We start from the raw sequence: 22,906 nt of genomic DNA on the forward strand, positions 1-22,906 counted from the left end.
GGCTAACCCGTTTGACCCGCACGCTGAAACGCCTCTCGATCGACGGCTAACAGCGTCGTGCTGCCCAAAGCTCGTACGGTGGCAGTGCGCGGGACGTCACGTAGGATCGCCAACTCGCCGAAGCCGTCGCCGGGCCGCAGTTCACGGATCATGAGGTCGCCCTCGTATACCTGCGCAGCGCCATCGAGAATCACATAGTAGGTGTCGCCGTAATCGCCCTCGCGGATAATGACCGCTCCATCGGCGGCCACCAGCACTCGCGCGCTGTCGGCAAGCTGACGCAACTCCTCGGCCCGCATGGCGGCCATCGGGGGCTGCGGCGCCAGTAGCTCGCACGCGGCTCGGCTGCTCAGCGTGGTGTCACGGTTCAACTCCACGAGGCGCTCAGCTACCGGCAAGGTAGCCATGCGGGTGCGGGCAATCTGGCCGAGGCGACCGCCCGATGCGCTGTCGTCGGAGAGAGCGGAGAGAAACTCGGCACGTTCGACGGCGATCAGGTCGAGATCCTCGCGCGCTGTCACGGTGGAGGAGCGTGGCACATCGTCCAGCAAGGCGATCTCCCCGAACGACCCGCCGGGACCTAGCGTGGCTGTCCGGCGACCGTCGACGGCGACGTCGGCCACGCCGGCGGCAATCATGTAGAAACGGTCCCCGCGGTCGCCCTGCCGAATGACCTCGCACCCCGCCGGCAGCGTCAGGCGCGTCGCGGCGCGAGCGAGTTGTTCGAGTGCCAGCGCCGGCAGCGGGGCCAGCATCGTGGTGGCCCGAATCACTCCCAGCTTGGCGGCCTCGTCGGAGCTTAGCTCGTCGGCGTGGCGGAGCCTCGGCCACGCTAGCAGCGAAATCAGTCCCGCAGCACCGCCAACGATGCCCAGGGTTGCGGGCACCCCAAACGGACCGATGAGCAACGGTGCGATGATGGCGCCGGCGGCTATGCCAACCGGGTAGAGGCCCTGCAAAGTGGCTACCGCCGGCACCATCGTGGCGCGGGCGACGCTTCGCTGCACAAGTGTGGGCGCGATGGCGTAGGCGACGGCACCGGCGGCACCCAGGCCGGCGGCTGCCGCCAGGCCAACCGCGGACGAGGTGGTCGCTCCTAGCGAGGCGAAGACGACAGCCAAGCCGAGCAGCGCACCGCACAGCACGCGGGCCAGGCCGCGCCGCCCGACGATCGACAGCGTCGCCAGCGCGCCCAGGAGTCCACCGGCGGCGTCAACTGTCATGATCGTCGCGACGCCGTCCGCGCCGAGATGCAACCGGTCGTCTGCCACCGATGCACAGGCGACATACCAGACGCCCAGCACGATGACGTTGACGGCGAACAGCACGGTGGCCGCGGAGGCCGGGCGGCTTGCGATGATCCCGCGAAACCCGGCCCCCAGCAACCTAACCTGCGATCGCGCCGACCTGCCGGGCGCAGGGGCACGCGTTCGGAAATCGTCGGCGCGCGGCATTCGGATCAGCAGCGCCGCGACCACACCGGCAGCGAAGACGGTCGCCGGCAGGGCGAACGCCCAGGCGACGCCCAAAAACTCGAAGGCCAGTCCTGCCAGCGCCGGTCCGGCCAGCGCAATGGCGCTGACGAGTGAGCTGGTCACGGCATTTCCGGCGGCCCCCTCGGCAGCGGTACCGGAAAGCCGGATCACCAGTGCGCCATGCAGCGGCCGCACAGCTGCCGACGCAACGGAGTCCACGGTCACGAGCACCAACACGACACTGACCGGCGCCCCGCTGAGCACCGCGACAATGATCGCGACCATAGCCAGGCCACGACACCCGATCCCGATCGCCAGATGCAGCTGCGGATGCGCGCTCGTGGTCAGCGGTGCAGCCAGCAACCCGACCAACCCCGCCGGCAGCGCTGCCAGCAGGGTCGCAGCACCGACGGCGGCAGCACCTCCTGCCGCGAAGGCGAAGGTGATGAGCAGGACGAAATACGAAAACGCACCGATGTAATAGGCCGTGCAGGCCGCCATCAGCATGCGTAATTGCGGGTTGCGTGCCACCCTGCGAATTGCGGCGAGGGCCACGCACCGACCTTAGGCCGACGAGCGCTCGCCGCGCCGCACTTTGCGCCAACCACAGGTGCGCGCTGAGATCCTGGCCCAGGCATGTCACCGCGGGCCATCAGTTAGAGCAATCTGAGCCCGTCGCCCAGAGGAGAGATACTGAGGATATGAGCCTCATCCATGCCGAATTGGTCGAAAAGTTGAACTTCGGCGATGATGCGGTGTTGTTGGCCATGGACAGCGCCGGGGTGGACGAAGTCCTGGCCGCGGTAAAGCAGGCAGCACAGCACGGATCGGCGCACCTGGACCATGGTGCAACAGTTCACCAGTTCCTCATCCAGGCAGGCACGGCCGATATCGAATTCGGCGTGGGTACCGTTGTTTGGCGGCTTGACTCCGCCCTTGCCGCGGAAATCATGGAGCTATTGACCGAGATGCAGGTTCACCCCGGCTCGGGTCACCACTATGTGGATATCTCCAAGCCAGCAGACACGCTCGTCCTCTCGCAGAACGAGTACCCATTGGACTTGCTACCTCCCGAAGCCGCGTTCCCACCCGTCGCCTGAAGCGTGCAACCTGCGGCGCGTGTTCGTCGCGCGCTTTAGACTTCAACAGGTGGCAGATGCACTCCACGTCAACAATGCCGGGCTGCAGGCGCTGGCAGCGCATTGTGACGCGGTGGCCGCGAGTTTGGTCGCGACAACTCCACCACCAAGTATGGGACCAGCAATCCAGGCGACGTCCGGCGCCGTCGGTACCGTCTATGCGGCCCTCGATGGTGCGATCATCGTCTTATCTCGACGAGCGCAGTCAACGGCCGTCAAATCCGCTGCGGCGGGCTCTGAGTTTGCGGCCACCGACGCTGTTGGTGCGCGGCAAGCCGCCGCTATCGGTGCCGCGGTATCCCGGGTGTGACCTGTGCCGGGCGTCGGCGGTGTGGGAGTACCGAGCTTGTCGGAAGTCCAAGCTTGGGATGTCACGCATCTAGAAAATGCAGCCAGGGACTGGACAGCTGCCGCCGAGCATTGGGAGTCCTCATTCACCTCGATTCATCGGACTTCCGTGTCGCCCGGCGGGACAGTGTGGGAAGGCTCTGCTGCGGAGGCAGCTCAGGAAAGAGCTTTCGCTGATCTCGTGAAAGTGCGGGGCCTGGCTGATGTCCTTCATGAGTCCTCAGCGATAGCGCGCCGGGCCGCTGAGACTCTCTATTCCACCAAGCGGAGTGTGCTGGATGCGGTAGACGACGCCCGTGCCGCCGGATACGAGGTGGGCGAAGACCTTTCGGTAACACCGCGGCGAGGCACTCTCGCAGCCCAGGCCCAAGCGCAGACGTTCGCCGCCCGCATTCAGGAACGCGCTGCCCAATTGGCTGTTCACGACAAAGAGATCGCAGCCAGAATCACTAGCTCCGCCGCGCCCCTTAGCGCAGTCAGCTTCACTGAAAGACCCCAGACCGCGCCGCATAATGGCATCCAGCAAGCCGATTACACCGTGCCGCGCCCGCTGGACCCGACGCCATGGCAGCCACCGCCACCTGGATATCCACAAGGGCAGCCCGCAGGTCCAGGTCTGCCGCCCGAAGGTGTTCACCCACCCGTCGATGGGCCCCTGACTACCGGACCAGCTAGTAAGCCCACCGTCCAGGCTAAGGGCGGCCAGAGCCTGTACGACAAGAACGGAGGCGAGTGGCGGTACGACCCCGGTCAAGACCGCTTCCACTACCCGCATTGGGACTACAACCCGCATACAGCATGGAATAGCCAGTGGGACAACGTCGGGATTGACGGGCTCCCGACGCACAGGGAGGCATCAGCGCCCCCTCGCTCGGGCAGCATTGGTCCACCGCCAGGCGCTGCCCCCGCTCCTGCACCCGCCGCTCCCGCGCCGCCGCCGGCGGCCGAGCCACCACCACCCAAAGCGGGTTGGGGTGAGGGGTTCGGAGGAGGTCCGCCCATCGGCCCCCACGTAATCCTCCGCCCATCGGCCCCCACGTAATCCCACCCCCGCATGCCCATCAAGACTGGCTCGGTGAGACCCCAGAGGATGAGTGGACAGACCCCAACCACTAACCCCTTGAGGCTGACAACTCGACGCTGCGCCCGCCTACCAAGATTTAAATCACCGAATCGGCCACCGAGCAAGGCCGAAACCCCTTGCTAGAGGCAATAGTTCATCAGCAATGCACTGACTGGGCTCGACGGCGAGGCAGGCTCGATATCGAGCTAAATTATTCGTTCTGACCAGCATCTTCTCGGTGAAGCCGCCGGGAATCGAAACCGATGCCCTACCAGGCGATTTGCCTTCTGAACTGCCGATTAGTTACGTCTCGTTCCAGTTCTTTCCCGCTCGTCACGTGCGGTTTCGCTTTCGAGTCTTGACGGCGTCAAGAGCCGTCACCGGCGCTCGCGAGTTGCCGGCCCATAGGCTTCGTGGCCGCAGTCGCAGCCGCCCAAGGCGGATGTCGACTCTCTGTCTTCTCTGCGTCACCATCAACCTGGATTCACCTCATGACGTACGGGAACTGCGGGTGCGGATGAACACCGTGCAGATCGCGGTACGATGGCGGCTGGCGCTCTCCCTCGTCTTTGATCCCGTACTTGACGGCTAGCTCCGCACCGATCAGCACCTGCCCACTCAGGCCCGCAAGTTCGGGATCTTCGTAAAGCCCAGCGATGACATGGCCGGTGAATTCCGGAGTCTCGGCGGTATCAACGATGTGCCCGAGTTTCCCGGGACTCGTTGCCACGATCTCCCGCACCCGCTGAGTTAGCAATGACCCCATCCAGATCGACACGGCTGCGATCCCAGTCCCTTTGAAGTCCACCGCCATGTCCGCGGCCATTTTGTCGGTGCCCGCTTTGGGGACCCCATATGCGGGACCGAAGGCATAATGGACCGCTCCCGAGGAGGACGTGAAAACGACGAGACCCCTGCGCTGCGGCAGCATCAGGGGCGCAGCGAATACTGTGGCAACGTAGCTGCTTCGTAATCCGACGGCGAGTGTGTCGATGACGTTGAGGGGCTCTTCCCAGAACTTCGTCCGTGCCATCATCTCGTCACGGATGATCGCGGCATTGTTGACCAGTACGTCGATCTTGCCGTGTTCGCGACCCACCCGTTCGAAGAAGTCCTTCACCTGTTCGTCGTCGGCGTGATCGACGCGGACTGCAATGCCCTTGCCGCCCATAGCATTCACTTTTTCAGCGGTTTCTTGGATGGTGCCGGCAAGTACGGACTCCCCGGACCTTTCGGTGCGACCGGTGAGGTACACGGTGTACCCGTGGCTACCCAGAGCGCTTGCGATACCTGCGCCGGCTCCTCTGCTGGCGCCGGTCACGACTGCGATCCGGTTCGTGTTCGACACCAATTGTTCTCCTCGTTCTGCACACCCCGACACAAGCCCGATCGGCCACGCAATCTACAGAACTGCCCCGCCGTTGACGCCGATGACTTGGCCGGCGACGTAACCGGCTGCGTCTGAACACAAGAACGCACACAACGCCGCGACATCCTCGCCCGTTCCGAGCCGTCCTGCCGGGATGGCCTTCCTCAAGACCTCGGCGGGCGGCAGTTTCTTGGCAAGCTGCTGCTCGCGCAACATTGGCGAATCGATGACGAACGGCGGCACGGTGTTGATGCTGATCCCCCGTGATGCGTACTCGCGGGCAACCGTTTTGGTGAGTGCGATGACGCCGCCCTTAGTGGCCGAGTAGTGGCCTTGGCCGACCGCACCCTGCTGCCCCGCGGCGGACGAGATGGTCACGATCCGGCCCCATTTGGCCGCCGCCATATCGGAAAGCGCTTCTTGTAAGCAAAGAAATGTGCCTGTCAGATTCACTGCCAGGTAGCGATTCCATTCCTCGAATGTGATCTTGTCGAAACGGGTGAACCCGGCGATGGCGGCACTGGTGACGAGGATCTCTACGGGGCCGAAAGTCTGTCGCACCGTCTCAAAGGCTCGAGCGACGGCGTCCGGATCGGAAACATCGACCCGAACGCCGTGGGCGGTGCCACCATCAGCTTGTAGCGCGCTGGCCACCTTGTCTGCGGCTTCGCCATTGAGGTCAAGGACGGCGACCCGCCGACCGTCTCGACCGAGCTGGGTTGCGATCGCCTGCCCAATGCCGGATCCCCCGCCGGTGACCACCGCTACCCGATTCGCCGTACTCACGGAGTCCTCCTGCTATACATTCGTACTGCACCGTCTTTGTACGACTGTATAGCACATTCAAGGACGGCGAATAGCACGTGAATACGCGAACTCCGATGTCACAGGCCACCGAACGCTTAGGCGCCGTGGGCTCCTCGTCCAGGATGACGAGCCGTCAGACCTCACTGACGCGATCGCGATGGCCTCCGCCCGCGGCGCGTTGATCGGGTCTCGATGGAGTCGAGATGCTTCTCGATCGCCTTGACCACTTCGTGGTGCGCGCCATCGACTCCAACCCCCTCCTCGAGATTCAGGAACTTCGGGATACCCGTCACCAGCAGAGCCGCCGCCCCCAGCGAAAGACCACCATCGAGGCGCGCCCCTTTGCCGAACTTTCTCGCAAGAGCCTCGACTTCAATCGCCCGCACCTGGTTCGTGACATCGGCGATGGCGGACCGAATCGACTTACGGTGGTTGCCCAGCGCTAAGAACTCGGTCATGAGGGCGCCGCTTGCTTCGTCCCAGCTGAAGTCCCACAGCGCATGCAGCGGATCGTCAGAGCGGGCTTCAAGCGCCTTGGCCAACACTGCGAGGTTGCGTCCGGAGTAACGCTGGATAGCGCCGAGGAAGATGTCGTCAAGGGACGGGAAGTAGTACTGCACGAGGCTTGGTGTCACCCCGGCCTTGGTGGCCAACGCCCGGTAGCTCACGCTGGCGTAACCCTCCTCCAGCATCAGCTGCTCTACGGAATCGAGAAGCAAATCGCGAGTCTTGGACGTTTCCGCGCCGACGCGACGGGGCGCTGCCGCCATGGTCACCTCACTTCCAGTTGAAACTATTCTCACACTCGCCAACCGCTGTACACTCGTATAGTCTCACAGCCATGCGCCGCTGCCGGGGCTTAGCGGCCGCGGCGCCCGACGACTCAGGAGACGCATGACTGCCGACACCGACCTCAGCATTCTGCGGCGCGACGTCCAGTACTTACTTGATCGCACCGCGATTCACGACTGCATCGCACGACACGCGCGGGGTTGCGATCGCCACGACGCGGACCTCATCAGCGCGGCATACTATGAAGACGGCATCGACGAGCACGGCTTTGCCGTCAACTCGGGACCGGACTACGGAGACTGGGCCAACAAGACTCACGCCGAGACTTCGATCGTGCACACCCACAACATCACCACGCAATCGATCGAGATCGACGGCGACACTGCGCATGCCGAAAGCTACGTTATCGTCGTCCTCATCGGTCCCGATGGTGGCAGCGCGCAATTCATTACGGGCCGCTACTTGGATCGGTTGGAACGTCGAGACGGCCAGTGGCGCATAGTCGTTCGCCGGTCAACTGTGGAGGGAATGTTTCTAGCCGATGCCCGCGTGTTGCAGTCGAAATTCTTTAAGGAGAAGGGTTACCTAGTCGGCACCCGCGATCGCCAGGACTTGTCCTACGAACGGCCGCTGACGATCGGGAGCCCGGCACCCGCCCGCTGGTAGATGATGGACGGAGCCGAAGGGAACGAAGCCGCGACCCGCGCGGCGTCAGAACGTAGTCGTTATGCTGGTGTTCAAATGCCAGCAGGCCCAGGCGCGCCGTGCATGTAAAGCGTTTGACCCGAACAGAAACTCGACGCATCGGACGCGAAGAACAGCACCCCATATCCGATTTCATCTGGCTCGCCCAGGCGCCCCAAGCCGTTTGTCATGGCGATCGCCTCGGGGTCGAGCCCATAGCGGGCCGCGTCGTCCGTCAACGTCGCTGCACGTACGGCTCCCACGGCAATCGCATTGACGCGAATACCTTTACGAGCCCAGGCGCCCGCCATCGACCCAGTTAAGTTGTTGACGGCCGCCTTCGCCGCACCGTACGGGGCGGCGTGCGGCATGCCCAACAGGCTCGCTCCAGACGAGATGTTCACGATGGCGCCCTTGCCTTGCTTGATCATCGGCGTGGCCGCCGCGCGGGAGAGGTACCAGACGGCACCGAAGTTGAGGGCGAGTGTGCGTTCGAAGTCGTCGTCCGGCCACTTCAATATGGACTTGGTCTCCGCGCCGCCCGCACAATTCACCAGGATGTCAATGCGGCCAAACTCCTGCAGCGTTGCATCGATAAGTCCCTGACATGCTTCGGCAGTGGTGACGTCGGTGGACACCGCGATTGCTCGCCTCCCAAGAGCTTGCGCCTCTTTGGCCGTCGATTCGAGGGGATCGGGACGACGACCAGCCAGCACGACATCGGCTCCATGCTCGGCGAGCACCAGTGCCGAACCTCGCCCAATTCCGGTGCCACCGCCTGTGATTACCGCAACCCGACCTTCGAGAGAGAACCGATCGCTCACCTGACCATTCCTCCGTTCGTGTGGACTGTACGAGCGTACAGCAGATGCTATATGGTCGTACAGTGGCGGATGAGGAGGGATGTTGAGCGAGCAGCTTTATTACGACCCGTGGGATGTCGAGATTGATCTCGATCCCTATCCGATCTACCGACGACTACGGGACAACGCACCGCTGTATCACAACGAGCGCCATGACTTCTGGGGAGTGAGCCGTTATGCCGATGTCGAGGCTGCCCTTAAAGATACGAATAGGCTTAGCTCAGCCAAAGGCGACATCCTTGAGGTGGTCAAGACCGATCCGGTAATGCCTCCTGGGGTTTTCATCAATGAGGACCCTCCTTTGCACACCATCCATCGTGCGTTGGTATCGCGAGCCTTCGTGCCGAAGAAGATGCGGGCACTTGAAGACAAAGTGCGCGCATTCTGTGAAACCTGCCTCGATCCGCTGACCGACAGGCAGAGCTTCGACTTCGTCATCGATCTGGGGCGCGAACTCCCGATGCGAACGATAGGCATGCTCGCCGGCATCCCCGACTCCGAACAACCATCGGTGCGCGCCGAGGCACATCGCGTCCTGCGGAATGAACCAGGCAAACCCCTGTCGGTGGACAAAGATCACTACTTCGACGGCGACATGTTCACCGAGTACGTCGCCTGGCGCGAGAAGAATCCATCCGACGATCTGATTACAGAGCTACTCAACGTCGAGTTCGAGGACGAGACCGGGAAGACGCGTCGGTTGACCAAACAGGAACTGTTGATATTTCTGACGGTCGTCGCAGGCGCTGGCGTGGAAACCACGGGTCGATTGTTCGGATGGATGGGCAAAGTGTTGGCCGAGCATCCCGATCAACGCAAGGAACTCGTCAACGATCACTCCCTGATCCCCGTCGCAATCGAAGAACTCCTGCGCTTCGAGCCACCTGGTCCACATGTCGCCCGGTACGTCGCAACCGAAGATGTGTCGTTCCAGGACCAAACGGTACCGGCCGGCAGCGCACTGCTCATGATGCTGGCCTCTGCCAATCGCGACGAGCGCCAGTTCGAGGATCCCGATCGCTTTGATATCCACCGAAGGCCCGGCGCGCACCTGACATTCGGCCGCGGAGCCCACTTCTGCGTGGGAGCCCCGCTGGCCCGACTGGAGGGCCGGGTGGCACTGGAAGAGGTACTCAAGCGATTCCCAGAATGGCAGGTCGACCTTGATAACGCCCGCCGCTCGCGCACGTCGACTGTGCGAGGGTGGGACTCTATGCCCGCGATCGTCGGCTGACGCCGGCTATCTCGTACGACAGAGTCCGGCCATCCTGGTATTGCCCGGGTCGGAGGCGCGCGCACCAACCCGGGACAGCAGGGCCATGAGTGTTGACGAAAAAGAAAACTGGCCAGAGCTTGTGGCTCTGACCAGCATCTTCTCGGTGGAGCTGCCGGGAATCGAACCCGGGTCCTACGGCATTCCCTCAAGGCTTCTCCGTGCGCAGTTCGCTATGTCTCTACTCGGATCTCCTGGTCACACGAACTCGCCAGGATGACGATCCCAGTCGCTGTTTGATGTCCCCACGAGTCCCGCGACCGAACCCGTGGGTGGGTCCCTCTAGACGATGCCAGGGTCCGGGCCGAGGGCGCTCCCGGTCTGACAGACACGCAGTCGCTTAGGCAGCGAGTGCGTAGTCGCGCTGATGTGAATCGGCGCTTATATGGTTGCAGCGACGCTTACGGTGGTCTCTTGCCTGCACCGGCACGCTTCCCTTGATTCGATGCGCGAAGTCGAAACCTTTCAGCCCCTCGCACCCCCACCGAATTCGGCAGGACACTCCATTGTACGGCCTCATCAACGACCGACGACGAAATTATCTTCCGGGGGAAGGCTGCGGTCAGATCACGAAGTTCAGGCGCTCGACGATCCGGGTGGCCAGGTCCTTGTCACCGCTGAGTTCGACATCCTGCGCGCGGGCCGGGCACATCGGCCGCCCGCCGGCCAGCCTGGTGAACTGCAGGGCGTCCATCCGGATTGTCGCCGTCGCATCCTGTCCACCGAAGTCGTCGACCAACTGCGCCCGACCGTCGACGTTGACCCGGATGCTGCGAGCCAGCGGACCGGTCAGGTCGAAGTGCACGCGTGACCCGTCGGGCGCCTTGGCCAGTTTGCCGACGACAAAGCCCATGGTGGCCGCGATTTCGTCGAGCGATAGCTGCGACGCGGCCCCTGCGAGGTCGTCGTCGGATGACGGCCGCTGCAACGCCAGACGGATGTCTTGCTCGTGCATCCAGCAGTCGAAGACCCGGATTCGCATGAACCGTCCGTAACTCTCGGGGCCCGCGGGCGTCAGCGTCTGGGCGTCCCAGTCCTCGACGGACATGTCTTGCAGGACCTTGCGGCGTCCGTCGGTCACGGCGCGGTACTGCTCGAGGACGGCGCTGCCGGGTTCGGCACTGAAATGCCGCACCCAGCACTCGTTCATCGCGCCGATGTCGTTGCGCACGTAATCGAACGCCTTCACGTCGGTGTCGGGTTCGGGCGCGGCGACACCCTCCAGGAACGACTCGGTGCCGATGATGTGCGAGACCACGGCCTGCACGTTCCACCCGGGCAGTGGCGTCAACGCCTTCCACTGGGCCTCGGGCGCATCACGTAGCAGCGCTTCGATGTCGTCCCACACGGCAAAGAGACCTGTGAGCACTTCAGTCTTGTCGAGCTGGGTGACAGGACGATCGGCCATGCTCGGATCGTAGGCCGATCACCGCGATACCGGAACCACCCGGCGGGCGGTCAGATCATGCCCTTCGCTCGACGGCCCAGCTCGCGAACAACTTCGCGCTGGGCATCCCGGCGGGCCAAGTCCTGGCGTTTGTCGTGCGCTTGCTTGCCTCGTGCCAGCGCAAGCTCGACCTTCACCTTCCCCCCCGAGAAGTACAACGACAGCGGTACCAGGGTGAGGTTGCCGTCACGGATTTTTCCGACCAGCCGGTCGATCTGTTGCCGGTGCAGCAACAACTTTCGGGTGCGACGAGGCTCGTGGTTTGTCCAGCTGCCGTGCTGATACTCCGGAATGTGCAAATTGCGCAACCACACTTCGCCGTCGTCGACGGTTGCGAACGCGTCGGTCAACGAGGCGTGCCCCTCGCGCAGGCTCTTCACCTCGGTGCCCAACAACGCCACTCCGGCCTCGAACAACTCGATAATCGCGTAGTCGTGCCGGGCCTTGCGATTGCTCGCAATGATCTTCTTGCTTTCGCCCTTGCTGCCAGCAGACTTGCCCTGGCTGGAATTTTTGGCCACAGCTAGCGCCGCACGTACAGCCGCAAAGTCGCGTAAGACGTCAACCCCGCCATCGACACACCGAGCAGCAGCAGCCACGGGGAGATGTAGAGAATGTCGGCGTAGTCGACCCGGGCGATCAGGTTCGCTTGGTAGAACTGGTTTAACGCGTTGTCCAGGAACAATGCGCGCACCGCGAGCAGTCCGAGGATGGCGATGCCGACGCCGACGCCCGCGGCGAACATCGCTTCGACCAGGAACGGCAGCTGGGTATACCAGCGACTCGCTCCGACCAGTCGCATGATTCCGATTTCCGTGCGCCTGGTAAACGCCGCGACCTGAACCATGTTGGCGATCAACAGGATTGCCCCGACAGCCTGGACCAGCGCGACTGCGAACGCGACTTTGCTCAAGCCGTCCAGGACGGCGAACAACCGATCGATCAGATCCTTTTGGTTCAGCACGGAGAGGACACCTGGCTGGCCCTGCATCGCCATGTCAAAATCCTTGTGCTGCTCGGGATTATTGAGCTTGACGATGAACGAAGCTGGGAAGGAATCTTTTCCGGCAACGTCCTTGTACTGCGGGAACTTTCGGATGGCGTCCTCGTAAGCGTCCTGCCTGTTCAGGAAGCGAACCGATTTGACGTCCTCGCGCCCTTCGATCTTTTCCCGAAGCGCCTTGCACGGATTGGTGTTACAGCCCGGGTCGTTGGCCGAGACGTCTTCGGTGAGAAAGACCTGGGTCTCGACGCGATCCAGATAGATGGCGCGGGAGTTGTCGGCCAGCCGCACCACCAGCAGACCACCACCGAACAGACCGATCGAGATCGCGGTCGTCAGGATCATCGCAACGGTCATGGTGACATTGCGCCGAAGACCGGTGAGGACCTCGCTCAGCAGGAAGCCAAAGCGCACTAGCGGTCCATCCCGTAGACGCCCCGCTGTTCGTCGCGAACCAGTCTGCCCAACGACAGCTCAACGACCCGCTGCCGCATCGAGTCGACGATGTGGTGGTCGTGCGTGGCCATCACGACGGTCGTGCCGGTGCGGTTGATCCGCTCCAACAAATCCATGATGTCGTTACTGGTATCCGGGTCCAGGTTGCCGGTGGGCTCGTCGGCCAGCAGCACCAGCGGCCGGTTGACGAACGCCCGCGCGATGGCAACACGCTGCTGCTCACCACCGGACAGCTCGTCGGGCAGCCGGTTGGCCTTGCCGGACAGTCCGACCGTCTCGAGCACCTCGGGCACCACCCGGTTGATCTGTTCGCTGCGCTTGCCGATCACCTCCAGGGCGAAGGCGACGTTCTCGAACACCGTCTTTTGCTGGAGCAGCCGAAAGTCCTGGAACACGCAGCCGAGCACCTGACGCAGTTTCGGCACGTGGCGGCCCGGCAGTTTGTTGACATGAAATTTCGAGACCCGCACGTCGCCGCTGGTCGGCGTCTCGGCGGCCAACAGCAGCCGCATGAACGTCGATTTGCCTGAGCCCGACGGCCCAATCAGGAACACGAATTCACCCTTGTCGATTTTGACGTTGATGTCGTCCAGCGCCGGACGCGCCGCCGCTTTGTACTTCTTGCTGACATGGTCGAGGGTGATCATCACGGCACGCCAGTGTAGCGGTGAAAATCGCGGGGCCGCTGTGATCAACCGGCGGGGCGGCGCAGATGCGGGCTACGGACCCGGCCTGGGCTGCGGTAGCTCGGAGGGTGACGGGGTCGCACTCGAAGTCGGCGGGCAGAAGGGCGCCGGCAGCAGACACGGCAGCTGAGGCAGCTGGAACGGCGGTGTGGTCGTTGGGGGCGTGGTCGTCGGCACAGTGCTCGTGGGCGGCGGCGGCACCGTCGTGCTCGGTGTGGGCGTGTACGTCGCCGTCGGCGGCTCCTGCACGCGACTGCGCGGCACCCACGTGTAGTTGGGGTCGGGCACAAACCCCGGCGGCACTATTTGCGGAGCGGCCGGTTTGGGCGGCGGTTCGGGGCGATAGGTGTCATAGACCCACCAGACCGCGAGGAACGCCACGATCAATAGCAGGGTCGACGTGCGGATCCGACCGCCGAACACGTGGCCTGGCCAGCCGTTGTCCTTATCGTCGCTGCGTTTCTCCAGGACGTTGAGCGTCAGCTTCATCGCCGCACCGACTCACGCGCGATCTTGTGAGCCTCCTCAGCGGCTTGAGCTGCGGGAACGGCGTCGTCCTCGACGAGGTTCACCTTCGCGTCGGCCGCGGTAACGATGCCGGCGCGGCCGAGTGCCCGCATGACCAGCACGCGCAACTGCCGACCCGCCTCGAACTGCTTGCCGGGCAGCGTGCGGGCCACCATGCGCAGGGTCACGGTGTCGACCTCGATGCTTTCCACCCCCATCAGGGTGGGCGCATCCAGCAGCAGCTCGCCCAGCAGTGGGTTGTCCAGGGCGTGGTCGCACACCTCGTGCAAGACCTCATTGACCCGGTTCAAGTCGGTGCTGGTCGAGACCGGGATATCGATCACGGCACGCGCCCAGTCCTTGGACAGGTTGACCGTCTTGACGATCTGGCCGTTGGGGATGGTGAACAACTCGCCGTCCGACGAGCGCAGCCGGGTCACCCGCAGCGTCACATTCTCTACCGTGCCGCGTGCCGGGGCGTTGATGCCGCTGACCGTCAACTCGACCAGGTCACCGAAGCCGTACTGCTTCTCGACGATGACGAAAAATCCCGAGAGCAGGTCCTTGACCAGCTGCTGGGCGCCGAAACCCAGCGCCGCGCCCACCACGGTGGCGGGCGCGATCAGGCCGCCCATGGAGAACTGCAGCACGTCGGCGATCTCGACGACGCCCCAGATCGCGATGATGACGATCGACACCCACTGGATCACCGAGGCCACCGCCTGACGGTGTTTGGTCGCCTCCGAACGCACCAGCGCATCGCTTTCGGCGAAGCCGACGTCGAGCTGCCGGGTGATCTGCTGGGCGATCCAGGTGACGAAGCGGACCGCCAGCACCGCCCCGATGAAGATCATGACGATATGCAGACCCTGGTCGAGGATCCAGCCACCGATGGCGCCGCGCCAGAAATCGTGCCAGCGTTGCGTCGCCGAGATTGCGAAAAAAGTTGTGTTAGTCGTCATCTTTTCGATTGCGCCACCGGATTCCCGCTTCCAGAAATCCGTCGATGTCTCCGTCCAGCACGGCCGCCGGATTGCCCACCTCGTACTCGGTTCGCAAATCCTTGACCATCTGATACGGCTGCAGTACGTAGGAACGCATCTGGTTTCCCCAGGAGCTGCCGCCCTCACCTTTCAGGGCGTCCAGCTCAGCACGCTCTTCTAAACGCTTGCGCTCCAACAATTTTGCCTGAAGTACTCGCATCGCCGAAACTTTGTTCTGCAATTGCGACTTCTCGTTCTGGCAAGTCACGACGATACCCGTTGGTATGTGGGTTAGACGAACCGCCGAGTCAGTGGTGTTCACCGACTGGCCACCCGGACCGCTGGAACGGTAGACGTCGACGCGCACATCGCCTTCCGGAATGTCGATGTGGTCGGTGGTCTCCACCACGGGCAGCACCTCGACTTCGGCGAACGACGTCTGGCGTCGACTCTGGTTGTCGAACGGGCTGATCCGGACCAGGCGATGAGTGCCCTGCTCGACGGACAACGTGCCGTACGCATACGGCGCGTGCACGGCGAACGTCGCGCTCTTGATCCCGGCTTCTTCGGCATAAGAGGTGTCGAACACTTCGACCCCGTACTTGTGTTGCTCGGCCCAGCGGATATACATCCGCATCAGCATCTCGGCCCAGTCGGCCGCGTCCACCCCGCCAGCGCCGGACCGGATCGTGACCAGCGCCTCGCGCTCGTCGTACTCCCCCGACAGCAGGGTGCGCACCTCGGCGGCCTCGATGTCGGCGCGCAGCGCCTTGAGCTCGACGTCGGCCTCGGCCAACGCATCGGCGGAACCCTCCTCCGCCGCCAGCTCGTACAACACCGGCAGGTCATCGAGCCGCTGCCGCAGTTCTTCGACGCGACGCAGTTCGCCCTGGGCGTGGGACAACTGACTCGTCACGCGCTGCGCGTTGGTCTGGTCGTCCCACAATTTGGGATCGGAGGCCTCGCGCTCGAGCTTCTCGATCCGGCTGCGCAGACCGTCCACATCGAGCACTCGCTCCACCGTGGTCAGGGTGGAGTCGAGGGCTGCGATATCGGCTTGACGGTCGGGTTCCACAGCCGACCACGTTACCGGCGGCCTGGCCCGGGCCGAGTGCTCAGGTGGCGAGCGGCGGAACTTCGGCCACATCATTGGGTTCTGCGATTAGCATCGAGTCACCATTATGTGCGCCCGCCACTGCGACGCCCAGCCCGATTCTCAGCTATTCGCGTCGCAGCCGGGCATGACCAGAAGGCTGGGGTATGCGTCCATTCCATGTCGCGATCGTTGGCTCCGGACCCTCGGGCTTCTTCGCGGCGGCATCTTTGCTCAAAGCAGCCGACGCCTCCGACGACATCGATGTGGCCGTCGACATGATCGAGATGCTGCCGACGCCGTGGGGCCTGGTGCGCTCCGGCGTCGCGCCCGATCACCCCAAGATCAAATCGATCAGCAAGCAATTCGAGAAAACCTCTCAGGATCCGCGGTTCCGCTTTTTCGGCAACGTGGTGGTCGGCGAACATGTCGAGACCGCCGAGCTCGCCGAGCACTACGACGCGGTCATTTACGCCGTCGGTGCGCAGTCCGATCGCGCATTGAACATTCCCGGAGAGGATCTGCCGGGCAGTGTCGCCGCCGTCGATTTCGTCGGCTGGTACAACGCGCACCCCAATTTCGCGCAGATATCACCCGATTTGTCGGGCGCCCGGGCCGTGGTCATCGGCAATGGGAACGTCGCACTCGACGTCGCCCGCATTCTGATTACCGACCCCGAAGTACTCGCACTCACCGATATCGCCGATCATGCGTTGGAAACGCTGCGCCCGCGCGGTGTGGAAGAAGTCGTGATCCTCGGTCGGCGCGGGCCGCTGCAGACCGCGTTCACCACGCTGGAGCTACGCGAGCTCGCCGACCTCGAAGGCGTCGATGTCATCGTCGACCCCGCCGCGCTGGAGGGCATCAGCGACGAGGATGCCGAGGCGGCGGGCAAAACCACCAAGCAGAACATCAAGGTGCTGCGCGACTACGCGAGCCGCGAACCCCGCCCTGGACACCGTCGGATGGTGTTCCGGTTTTTGACGTCTCCGATCGAGATCAAGGGCGAGGACAGGGTGGAGCGAATCGTGCTCGGCCGCAACGAGTTAATCACCGACGAGAGCGGCCGGGTGTCGGCCAAGGACACCGGCGAACGCGAAGAGCTCCCGGTGCAACTGGTGGTGCGGTCGGTCGGCTATCGGGGCATGCCCACCCCGGGGCTGCCGTTCGACGACAAGAGCGCCACCATTCCCAACACCGACGGTCGGGTCGACGGCAGCCGCAACGAATATGTCGTCGGGTGGATCAAGCGCGGGCCGACCGGGGTGATCGGCACCAATAAGAGGGATTCGCAGGACACCGTCGACACCCTGATCAAAGACCTGACCGGCGCCGGCGAATTGGCCGAGTTCGACAACGACCATGCCCAGAAACTGGCCGAGTGGCTGGCCGCACGCCAACCGAAGCTGGTTACCTCCGCGCACTGGGAGATCATCGATCGCCACGAGCGAGCGGCCGGCGAGCCGCACGGACGGCCCCGCGTCAAACTAGCGAGCCTGGAAAAGCTGCTTCACATCAGCCACGGCTGACCTTTCGCCCGCCCGCGGCCGGATGATGGCCGCACCCGGGTGGCGTGAACGACCAACGGACGTCGCATAAGTGGCAGTTCTCTGACGTCTGAAATTAACTAGGCCTACCCCAGGTATTCACTCAAAAGCGCGGTGCCCCGGCCCGTGGCTTGCGAGTTTTATTGCATTCCACTACCGAAGGCGGCCCGAAGTGAGCGGTGTGCGCGCCCCACCGACGACCCGGTCGTGTTCCCGCAGCGCCGCGGGCGCCAATGTAGCTGACTCACAAGACTTTTAGCCCTGGATCCCCATCCGCCGCACGCGCGTCACGCTTACCCCGCCGCCTATCACGTCGCCCCATCAGAGAGAAGCAACACAATGGACTACGCCTTTTTGCCGCCGGAGGTCAACTCCGCTCGGATGTACACCGGCCCCGGCTCGGGGGCGATGCTGGCTGCCGCGGGCAGCTGGGACTCACTGTCGGCCGAGTTGAGCACCACCGCCGAGGGCTATGAGTCGACGCTTTCACAACTCACCGGCTTCGGATGGCGCGGTGCCGCGTCTGAGGCAATGACCGCAACCGCCGCGCGCTATACGCGCTGGCTACAAGCGGCCGCCGAGCAGACAAAGCAGACCGCCAGGCAAGCCCGGGCGGCCGCGGCCGCGTACGAGCGCGCCTACGCGATGACTGTGCCCCCGACCGCCGTCACCGCCAACCGCACCCGGCTCGCCAGGCTGATAGCGACAAATATCGTGGGCCAGAACACCGCGGCGATCGCGGCCACCGAAGCGCAGTACTCCGACTACTGGGCCCAAGACTCGGTGGCGATGTCGGTTTATGCGGGCAGCTCGTCGGCGGCCACAACCCAATTGCCCTCGTTCAATGCCCCCAACCAGACCACCACCACGAATGCGCAGGCCACCCAGAACAACGCCGTCAACCAAGCCGTCAACAACGCCAGTAGCACAACCCCCGTCGCACAGGCACTGTCGACGGTCGGGGGTTCCCAGACGCTACCGAGCAACCCCATCGTCCCGGACGACTTCACCGCGCTGGACGGCATCGTGGCCTCGTTCGGTGCCATCAACTCCACGTACAACCTCGAGGCGTTCGCCACCGGGATCATCGGAGCCGAGAACAACTTGGGGCTTCTGCCTGGCCTCGGCGCGGCGGCGGCCGCTCCGGCCGCGATCGCCCCGGCGCTCGCTTCGGCCCCCGGACTTGCCGCGTCGGGCGTCGCCGGCGCGGGCCTGGGCGACATTTCCGCCACCCTTACCAGCGCCGGCAAGGTCGGACCGATGTCGGTTCCGGCGAGCTGGTCCGCGCCGGTAACCAATCACATCACGGCATTCGAACCGCTTGGCATGACCACGATTCCAGGTACCGAGGAGGCAGCTGCGTCCGGCTATCCGGGCTACCCCGGGATGCCGGCGAGCGCAGCCTCGAAAGCCGCGGGTGCCACGCCTCGCTACGGTATGCGGCCCACGGTGATCCCCCGCCCGCCGGCGGCCGGCTGACACGACGCCAGTCCGCGGGTGACCGAGCCGGGCCGCCCGCCTTCCTCGGGCCGCACCGTCGCGGTTCGCCACATACCAATTAAAGATATGTAGCCCAATGGATTTCGTGTTTCTGCCGCCAGAGATCAACTCTGCGCGCATGTACAGCGGCCCGGGATCGGGCGCGCTGTTGACGGCTGCGGGAAGCTGGGATTCGCTGTCTGCCGACTTGGGCACCGTGGCCGAGGTATACGAATCGGTGTTATGGAGTTTGACCAGCCTGCAGTGGCGCGGGCCGACCGCGGAGGCGATGGTGGCCACCGCCACGCCCTATATGAGCTGGCTGCACACGACCGCCGAGCGGGCCATGCAGACGGCCGTGCGGGCCCGGCTCGCGGCGGCGGCATACGAACTGGCGCACGCGATGACGGTGCCGCCGGCCGCGGTCGCCGCCAATCGCACACAGCTGACCGCACTGATAGCGACGAATTTCTTCGGCCAGAACACCGCCGCGATCGCGGCCACCGAAGCGCAGTACGCCGAGTATTGGGCCCAGGACGTCACCGCGATGACCGGCTACGCGGCCAGCTCGGCGGAAGCCACCCAGTTCACTGGATTTTCGTCCGCGCGCCAGAACACCAATCCGGAGGGCGTGAACGCTCAGCAGGCTGCCGTTACCCAGGCCGTCAACAACTCCAGCGCATCAAATCCCTTGTCGCAGGCCGCTTCCGCGTCAGCGACGGACACGTTGGACTCGGCGCCCGCCAGCGACTCCACCTTTCTTGACGGCGCCGTAGCCTTCTTTGCTTCAACGGACAACTTGGCGAACCTCGAATCCTTTCCCCAGGACATCATCGGGGTGGAGAGCACTTTGGGCATGATCCCCGCTTCAGCCGCCGAAGCCGAGGTCGCCCCGCCCACCGTGGCGCTCCAAGGTGTCGCGGCCAGCGTCGGCGGCGCCGCGAATCTTGGCACCGCGACCGTCGCGGTGGGCCGCGCCGGTTCGATCGGCTCGATGTCCGTGCCGGCGAGCTGGACCACACCATCGGGAAGTCCCGGCACGACGGCATCGAGTATCGGATTGTCCGCCTTGACAGAGAGTGACGTAACGGCCGGATCCGGATCGGGCCTGCCCGGCCTCCCCGGGGTGCGGCCGGCCTCGCGAGCCACGCTCGTCGTCCCCCGCTACGGCGTCCGGCCGAAAATGATGCCACGCCCCCCGTACGCCGGATGACAGAAGCCGTTAGCCCGCAGGCGGTTCTCGCGGGGTGAACTTCCAGTTGTCCGGATTCTTCGGCGAGTACACCACCGGGAAGGTCTCGCCCGTGGACGGCCAATGCTCGACGTCGACTGCCAACCGCGCATAGACAGGGTGCTCATCGACGGTGGGGCCGCTGATGAAACCGGCGATGGTCACGTATTGCTCGCCGCCGACGTCCGGGCGCGGGCTGACCCCGGTCACCAACAGGGTGCCGCCGAGCAGCTCGCCGCGCGGGCCGCGCGGGACGAACCGTTGGGCAAGAAAAACCCCCAGTACCGCTACCAGCAGGAGCAGAAGACCGAATTCCCACACTCGTTCAGGTTAGAGCCGTGGTAGGACTGCTGGCATGAGTCAGGACGATCTGACGTTGGCGCTGCGACTGGCCGACCGCGCGGACGCGCTCACTCGCGACCGATTCGGCGCGCTGGACCTGCGCATCGAGACCAAACCGGACCTGACTCCGGTGACCGACGCCGATCGTGCGGTCGAAGCCGACCTGCGGGACACGCTCGCGCAGCATCGCCCTGACGACAGCGTCGTCGGCGAGGAGTTCGGCGGAACCACCAGCTTCACCGGGCGCCAGTGGATCATCGACCCGATCGACGGCACCAAGAACTTCGTGCGCGGGGTGCCGGTGTGGGCCAGCTTGATTGCACTCCTCGACCACGGTGTTCCGGTCGTAGGTGTGGTCAGCGCGCCGGCGCTGCAACGTCGGTGGTGGGCGGCCCACGGCGAGGGCGCCTTCGCCGTCGCCGACAACGGCCCGCCGCGTCGGCTGTCGGTTTCCTCAGTGGCACAGCTGGATTCGGCCAGTCTCTCCTTCTCCAGCTTGTCCGGGTGGGCGGACCGCGGCCTGCGCGACCGGTTCATCGCCCTGACCGACGCGGTGTGGCGGGTGCGCGCCTACGGCGACTTTTTCTCGTATTGCCTGCTTGCCGAGGGGGCGGTGGATATCGCCGCCGAACCGGAGGTGTCGGTCTGGGATCTGGCAGCGCTCGACATCGTGGTCCGCGAGGCGGGCGGGGCATTCACCGGGCTGGACGGCATTGCCGGTCCGCACCGCGGCAGCGCGGTGGCGACGAACGGCTTGCTGCAGGAAACGGTGCTCAGGAGCCTGCGCGCGGAATCGTTGTGAATTAGCTAACAAGGCAATCACTAGCTATCTTACTCCGGAGTAAGATAGCCTCTATTCGCATCGCCCCAACGACCGAGGCTGCTGAGAAAATGACCGACACTCTTTCCGGTTCACAAAAGACTTCCAAGACTTCCCGGTCACGCGTAAAGCGACGCGGCCGCAAGACCGGCGTCGGGCTGCAACCGCACAAACGCACGGGAATCGACATCACTCTGGCCCTGCTCACTCCGATCGTCGGCCAGGAGTTTCTGGACAAATACGGCCTGCGCGATCCGCTTAACCGGGGCCTGCGCTATGGCACGAAGACGATTTTCTCCGCTGCCGGAGCCACCTCCAGACAGTTCAAGCGGGTGCAGAACGTGCGAAGCGGGCCGACCCGGCTCAAGTCCAGTGGCAAGGACTTTTACGACCTGCGGCCCGACGACGAACAGAAGATGATCGTCGAAACGCTCGAGGAGTTCGCCGAGGAGGTGCTGCGGCCCGTGGCCGCAGGCGCGGACGAGGCGGCGACCTACCCGTCGGATCTGATCGCTAAGGCCGCCGAATTGGGCATTACCGCGATCAACATTCCCGAGGACTTCGACGGCATCGCCGCACACCGCTCCAGCGTGACCAATGTGTTGGTGGCCGAGGCGTTGGCCTACGGCGACATGGGTCTGGCATTGCCGATTCTGGCGCCCGGTGGCGTGGCCGCCGCGCTCACCCACTGGGGGAGCGCCGATCAGCAGGCTACCTATCTGAAAGAGTTTGCCGGAGAAAAGGTTCCGCAGGCCTGTGTGGCGATCGCCGAACCGCAGCCGCTGTTCGATCCCACCCGCCTGAAAACCACCGCCGTTCGCACCCCCAGTGGATACCGGCTCGACGGCGTCAAGTCGTTGGTGCCGGCGGCGGCCGATGCCGAGCTGTTTATCGTCGGCGCGCAACTGAACGCCAAGCCGGCGCTGTTCATCGTCGAATCCTCCGCCAAAGGCCTTACCGTCAAAGCGGATCCGAGCATGGGGATCCGCGCCGCGGCCCTTGGCCAGGTCGAGCTTTCCGGGGTGTCAGTGCCGGTGAGCGCCCGGCTGGGCGAGGACGAAGCCACCGACGACGACTACTCCGAGGCCATCGGACTGGCCCGGCTGGGCTGGGCCGCACTGGCCGTCGGGACCTCGCACGCGGTGCTCGACTACGTCATCCCGTATGTGAAGGAGCGCCAGGCATTCGGCGAGCCGATCGCACGCCGGCAAGCCGTCGCGTTCATGTGCGCCAACATCGCCATCGAGTTGGACGGGCTGCGGCTGATCACCTGGCGCGGCGCGGCGCGCGCCGAACAGGGCCTCACCTTTACCCGCGAAGCGGCCCTGGCCAAGCGGCTCGGCACCGACAAGGGCATGCAGATCGGCCTGGACGGCGTGCAACTGCTCGGCGGCCACGGCTACACCAAGGAACACCCCGTCGAACGCTGGTACCGCGACCTGCGGGCCATCGGCGTCGCCGAGGGCGTTGTCGTCATCTAGGTCTTCATCTAGCGAAAG

The 22,906-nt window shown here is 64.4% G+C and carries 22 protein-coding genes and 1 other RNA gene; 9 read left to right on the top strand and 14 right to left on the bottom strand.

Features of this window, described 5'->3' with window-relative positions; genetic code table 11:
- Nucleotides 1-2: 2 nt before the first annotated feature.
- Complete coding sequence (locus MNAB215_RS01585) at nt 3-2,030, bottom strand: cyclic nucleotide-binding domain-containing protein (protein WP_077077156.1); 2,028 nt, start codon at nt 2,028-2,030, stop codon at nt 3-5.
- Nucleotides 2,031-2,176: 146 nt separating this feature from the next.
- On the opposite strand from MNAB215_RS01585, the gene MNAB215_RS01590 reads away from it, so the two are divergent.
- The gene (locus MNAB215_RS01590) at nt 2,177-2,575 is read left to right on the top strand and encodes a hypothetical protein (protein WP_077077157.1); all 399 of its coding nucleotides are present in this window, start codon (nt 2,177-2,179) and stop codon (nt 2,573-2,575) included.
- Between the two features lie 49 nt (nt 2,576-2,624).
- Nucleotides 2,625-2,924, top strand: a complete 300-nt coding sequence (locus MNAB215_RS29365; protein WP_131829071.1) for a hypothetical protein — start codon at nt 2,625-2,627, stop codon at nt 2,922-2,924.
- 1,585 nt (nt 2,925-4,509) lie between these two features.
- On the opposite strand, the gene MNAB215_RS01600 is transcribed toward MNAB215_RS29365, so the two are convergent.
- The 3 genes from MNAB215_RS01600 to MNAB215_RS01610 all read right to left on the bottom strand — a co-directional run bounded on the left by MNAB215_RS01600 (nt 4,510) and on the right by MNAB215_RS01610 (nt 6,971).
- Nucleotides 4,510-5,373 (bottom strand): SDR family NAD(P)-dependent oxidoreductase, encoded by an 864-nt coding sequence (locus MNAB215_RS01600; protein ID WP_077077159.1) that lies wholly within the window; start codon nt 5,371-5,373, stop codon nt 4,510-4,512.
- A 54-nt stretch (nt 5,374-5,427) separates the two neighbouring features.
- Entirely contained in the window at nt 5,428-6,156 is a 729-nt protein-coding gene (locus tag MNAB215_RS01605; RefSeq protein WP_083745972.1) for an SDR family NAD(P)-dependent oxidoreductase, read from the bottom strand.
- A gap of 185 nt (nt 6,157-6,341) precedes the next feature.
- Nucleotides 6,342-6,971: a TetR/AcrR family transcriptional regulator gene (locus tag MNAB215_RS01610; protein ID WP_077078334.1), complete on the bottom strand. Its 630-nt coding sequence runs from the start codon at nt 6,969-6,971 to the stop codon at nt 6,342-6,344.
- A gap of 124 nt (nt 6,972-7,095) precedes the next feature.
- Here MNAB215_RS01610 and MNAB215_RS01615 point away from each other — a divergent pair, with 124 nt between their 5' ends.
- Nucleotides 7,096-7,659 carry a nuclear transport factor 2 family protein gene (locus tag MNAB215_RS01615; RefSeq protein ID WP_077077161.1) on the top strand — a complete coding sequence of 188 codons (564 nt, stop codon included), beginning with the start codon at nt 7,096-7,098 and terminating at the stop codon, nt 7,657-7,659.
- Between the two features lie 71 nt (nt 7,660-7,730).
- Here MNAB215_RS01615 and MNAB215_RS01620 read toward each other — a convergent pair whose 3' ends face one another.
- Nucleotides 7,731-8,501, bottom strand: a complete 771-nt coding sequence (locus tag MNAB215_RS01620) for an SDR family NAD(P)-dependent oxidoreductase (protein ID WP_077077162.1) — start codon at nt 8,499-8,501, stop codon at nt 7,731-7,733.
- An 82-nt stretch (nt 8,502-8,583) separates the two neighbouring features.
- On the opposite strand from MNAB215_RS01620, the gene MNAB215_RS01625 reads away from it, so the two are divergent.
- Nucleotides 8,584-9,774, top strand: a complete 1,191-nt coding sequence (locus MNAB215_RS01625; RefSeq protein WP_245830103.1) for a cytochrome P450 — start codon at nt 8,584-8,586, stop codon at nt 9,772-9,774.
- Between the two features lie 143 nt (nt 9,775-9,917).
- On the opposite strand, the gene ssrA is transcribed toward MNAB215_RS01625, so the two are convergent.
- The 8 genes from ssrA to prfB form a co-directional block, all read right to left on the bottom strand.
- Nucleotides 9,918-10,286, bottom strand: a transfer-messenger RNA (tmRNA) gene (gene ssrA / locus MNAB215_RS01630).
- 89 nt (nt 10,287-10,375) lie between these two features.
- Nucleotides 10,376-11,221 (bottom strand): maleylpyruvate isomerase family mycothiol-dependent enzyme, encoded by an 846-nt coding sequence (locus MNAB215_RS01635; protein WP_077077164.1) that lies wholly within the window; start codon nt 11,219-11,221, stop codon nt 10,376-10,378.
- A 50-nt stretch (nt 11,222-11,271) separates the two neighbouring features.
- Nucleotides 11,272-11,781, bottom strand: a complete 510-nt coding sequence (smpB, locus tag MNAB215_RS01640) for an SsrA-binding protein SmpB (protein WP_077077165.1) — start codon at nt 11,779-11,781, stop codon at nt 11,272-11,274.
- 2 nt (nt 11,782-11,783) lie between these two features.
- Entirely contained in the window at nt 11,784-12,677 is an 894-nt protein-coding gene (ftsX, locus tag MNAB215_RS01645; protein ID WP_077077166.1) for a permease-like cell division protein FtsX, read from the bottom strand.
- Entirely contained in the window at nt 12,677-13,366 is a 690-nt protein-coding gene (gene ftsE, locus MNAB215_RS01650; protein ID WP_077077167.1) for a cell division ATP-binding protein FtsE, read from the bottom strand. Before ftsE ends, ftsX begins: the two co-directional genes overlap by 1 nt.
- Before the next feature lie 72 nt (nt 13,367-13,438).
- Nucleotides 13,439-13,894, bottom strand: a complete 456-nt coding sequence (locus MNAB215_RS01655) for an Rv3103c family proline-rich protein (protein ID WP_077077168.1) — start codon at nt 13,892-13,894, stop codon at nt 13,439-13,441.
- On the bottom strand, nt 13,891-14,874 hold the full coding sequence (locus MNAB215_RS01660; RefSeq protein ID WP_077077169.1) for a mechanosensitive ion channel family protein: 984 nt from the start codon (nt 14,872-14,874) through the stop codon (nt 13,891-13,893). Before MNAB215_RS01660 ends, MNAB215_RS01655 begins: the two co-directional genes overlap by 4 nt.
- Nucleotides 14,864-15,970 (bottom strand): peptide chain release factor 2, encoded by a 1,107-nt coding sequence (prfB, locus tag MNAB215_RS01665; protein ID WP_077077170.1) that lies wholly within the window; start codon nt 15,968-15,970, stop codon nt 14,864-14,866. Before prfB ends, MNAB215_RS01660 begins: the two co-directional genes overlap by 11 nt.
- A 185-nt stretch (nt 15,971-16,155) precedes the next feature.
- On the opposite strand from prfB, the gene MNAB215_RS01670 reads away from it, so the two are divergent.
- The 3 genes from MNAB215_RS01670 to MNAB215_RS01680 all read left to right on the top strand — a co-directional run bounded on the left by MNAB215_RS01670 (nt 16,156) and on the right by MNAB215_RS01680 (nt 20,227).
- Nucleotides 16,156-17,517 carry an FAD-dependent oxidoreductase gene (locus MNAB215_RS01670; protein WP_077077171.1) on the top strand — a complete coding sequence of 454 codons (1,362 nt, stop codon included), beginning with the start codon at nt 16,156-16,158 and terminating at the stop codon, nt 17,515-17,517.
- Between the two features lie 357 nt (nt 17,518-17,874).
- Entirely contained in the window at nt 17,875-19,014 is a 1,140-nt protein-coding gene (locus tag MNAB215_RS01675) for a PPE family protein (protein ID WP_077077172.1), read from the top strand.
- 97 nt (nt 19,015-19,111) lie between these two features.
- A complete protein-coding gene (locus MNAB215_RS01680; RefSeq protein ID WP_077077173.1) occupies nt 19,112-20,227 on the top strand; it encodes a PPE family protein in 1,116 nt (371 codons plus the stop codon).
- A gap of 9 nt (nt 20,228-20,236) precedes the next feature.
- On the opposite strand, the gene MNAB215_RS01685 is transcribed toward MNAB215_RS01680, so the two are convergent.
- The gene (locus tag MNAB215_RS01685; RefSeq protein WP_077077174.1) at nt 20,237-20,566 is read right to left on the bottom strand and encodes a hypothetical protein; all 330 of its coding nucleotides are present in this window, start codon (nt 20,564-20,566) and stop codon (nt 20,237-20,239) included.
- 34 nt (nt 20,567-20,600) lie between these two features.
- Between MNAB215_RS01685 and hisN the strand changes: the two genes are divergently transcribed.
- Both hisN and MNAB215_RS01695 read left to right on the top strand, forming a co-directional pair.
- A complete protein-coding gene (gene hisN, locus MNAB215_RS01690; RefSeq protein WP_077077175.1) occupies nt 20,601-21,389 on the top strand; it encodes a histidinol-phosphatase in 789 nt (262 codons plus the stop codon).
- A gap of 89 nt (nt 21,390-21,478) precedes the next feature.
- On the top strand, nt 21,479-22,888 hold the full coding sequence (locus MNAB215_RS01695; RefSeq protein ID WP_077077176.1) for an acyl-CoA dehydrogenase family protein: 1,410 nt from the start codon (nt 21,479-21,481) through the stop codon (nt 22,886-22,888).
- Nucleotides 22,889-22,906: the final 18 nt, after the last annotated feature.

The sequence above is a fragment of the Mycobacterium numidiamassiliense genome, assembly GCF_900157365.1.
Taxonomy (GTDB): Bacteria; Actinomycetota; Actinomycetes; order Mycobacteriales; family Mycobacteriaceae; genus Mycobacterium; species Mycobacterium numidiamassiliense.

What these genes read in the sequence shown, in the direction of transcription:
- MNAB215_RS01660 (WP_077077169.1), bottom strand. Translation starts at nt 14,874, where the DNA reads ATGACGACTAACACAACTTTTTTCGCAATCTCGGCGACGCAACGCTGG.
- MNAB215_RS01680 (WP_077077173.1), top strand. Translation starts at nt 19,112, where the DNA reads ATGGATTTCGTGTTTCTGCCGCCAGAGATCAACTCTGCGCGCATGTAC.
- MNAB215_RS01655 (WP_077077168.1), bottom strand. Translation starts at nt 13,894, where the DNA reads ATGAAGCTGACGCTCAACGTCCTGGAGAAACGCAGCGACGATAAGGAC.
- MNAB215_RS01695 (WP_077077176.1), top strand. Translation starts at nt 21,479, where the DNA reads ATGACCGACACTCTTTCCGGTTCACAAAAGACTTCCAAGACTTCCCGG.
- MNAB215_RS01610 (WP_077078334.1), bottom strand. Translation starts at nt 6,971, where the DNA reads ATGGCGGCAGCGCCCCGTCGCGTCGGCGCGGAAACGTCCAAGACTCGC.
- MNAB215_RS01675 (WP_077077172.1), top strand. Translation starts at nt 17,875, where the DNA reads ATGGACTACGCCTTTTTGCCGCCGGAGGTCAACTCCGCTCGGATGTAC.
- MNAB215_RS01590 (WP_077077157.1), top strand. Translation starts at nt 2,177, where the DNA reads ATGAGCCTCATCCATGCCGAATTGGTCGAAAAGTTGAACTTCGGCGAT.
- ftsE (WP_077077167.1), bottom strand. Translation starts at nt 13,366, where the DNA reads ATGATCACCCTCGACCATGTCAGCAAGAAGTACAAAGCGGCGGCGCGT.
- MNAB215_RS01670 (WP_077077171.1), top strand. Translation starts at nt 16,156, where the DNA reads ATGCGTCCATTCCATGTCGCGATCGTTGGCTCCGGACCCTCGGGCTTC.
- hisN (WP_077077175.1), top strand. Translation starts at nt 20,601, where the DNA reads ATGAGTCAGGACGATCTGACGTTGGCGCTGCGACTGGCCGACCGCGCG.
- MNAB215_RS01635 (WP_077077164.1), bottom strand. Translation starts at nt 11,221, where the DNA reads ATGGCCGATCGTCCTGTCACCCAGCTCGACAAGACTGAAGTGCTCACA.
- MNAB215_RS01615 (WP_077077161.1), top strand. Translation starts at nt 7,096, where the DNA reads ATGACTGCCGACACCGACCTCAGCATTCTGCGGCGCGACGTCCAGTAC.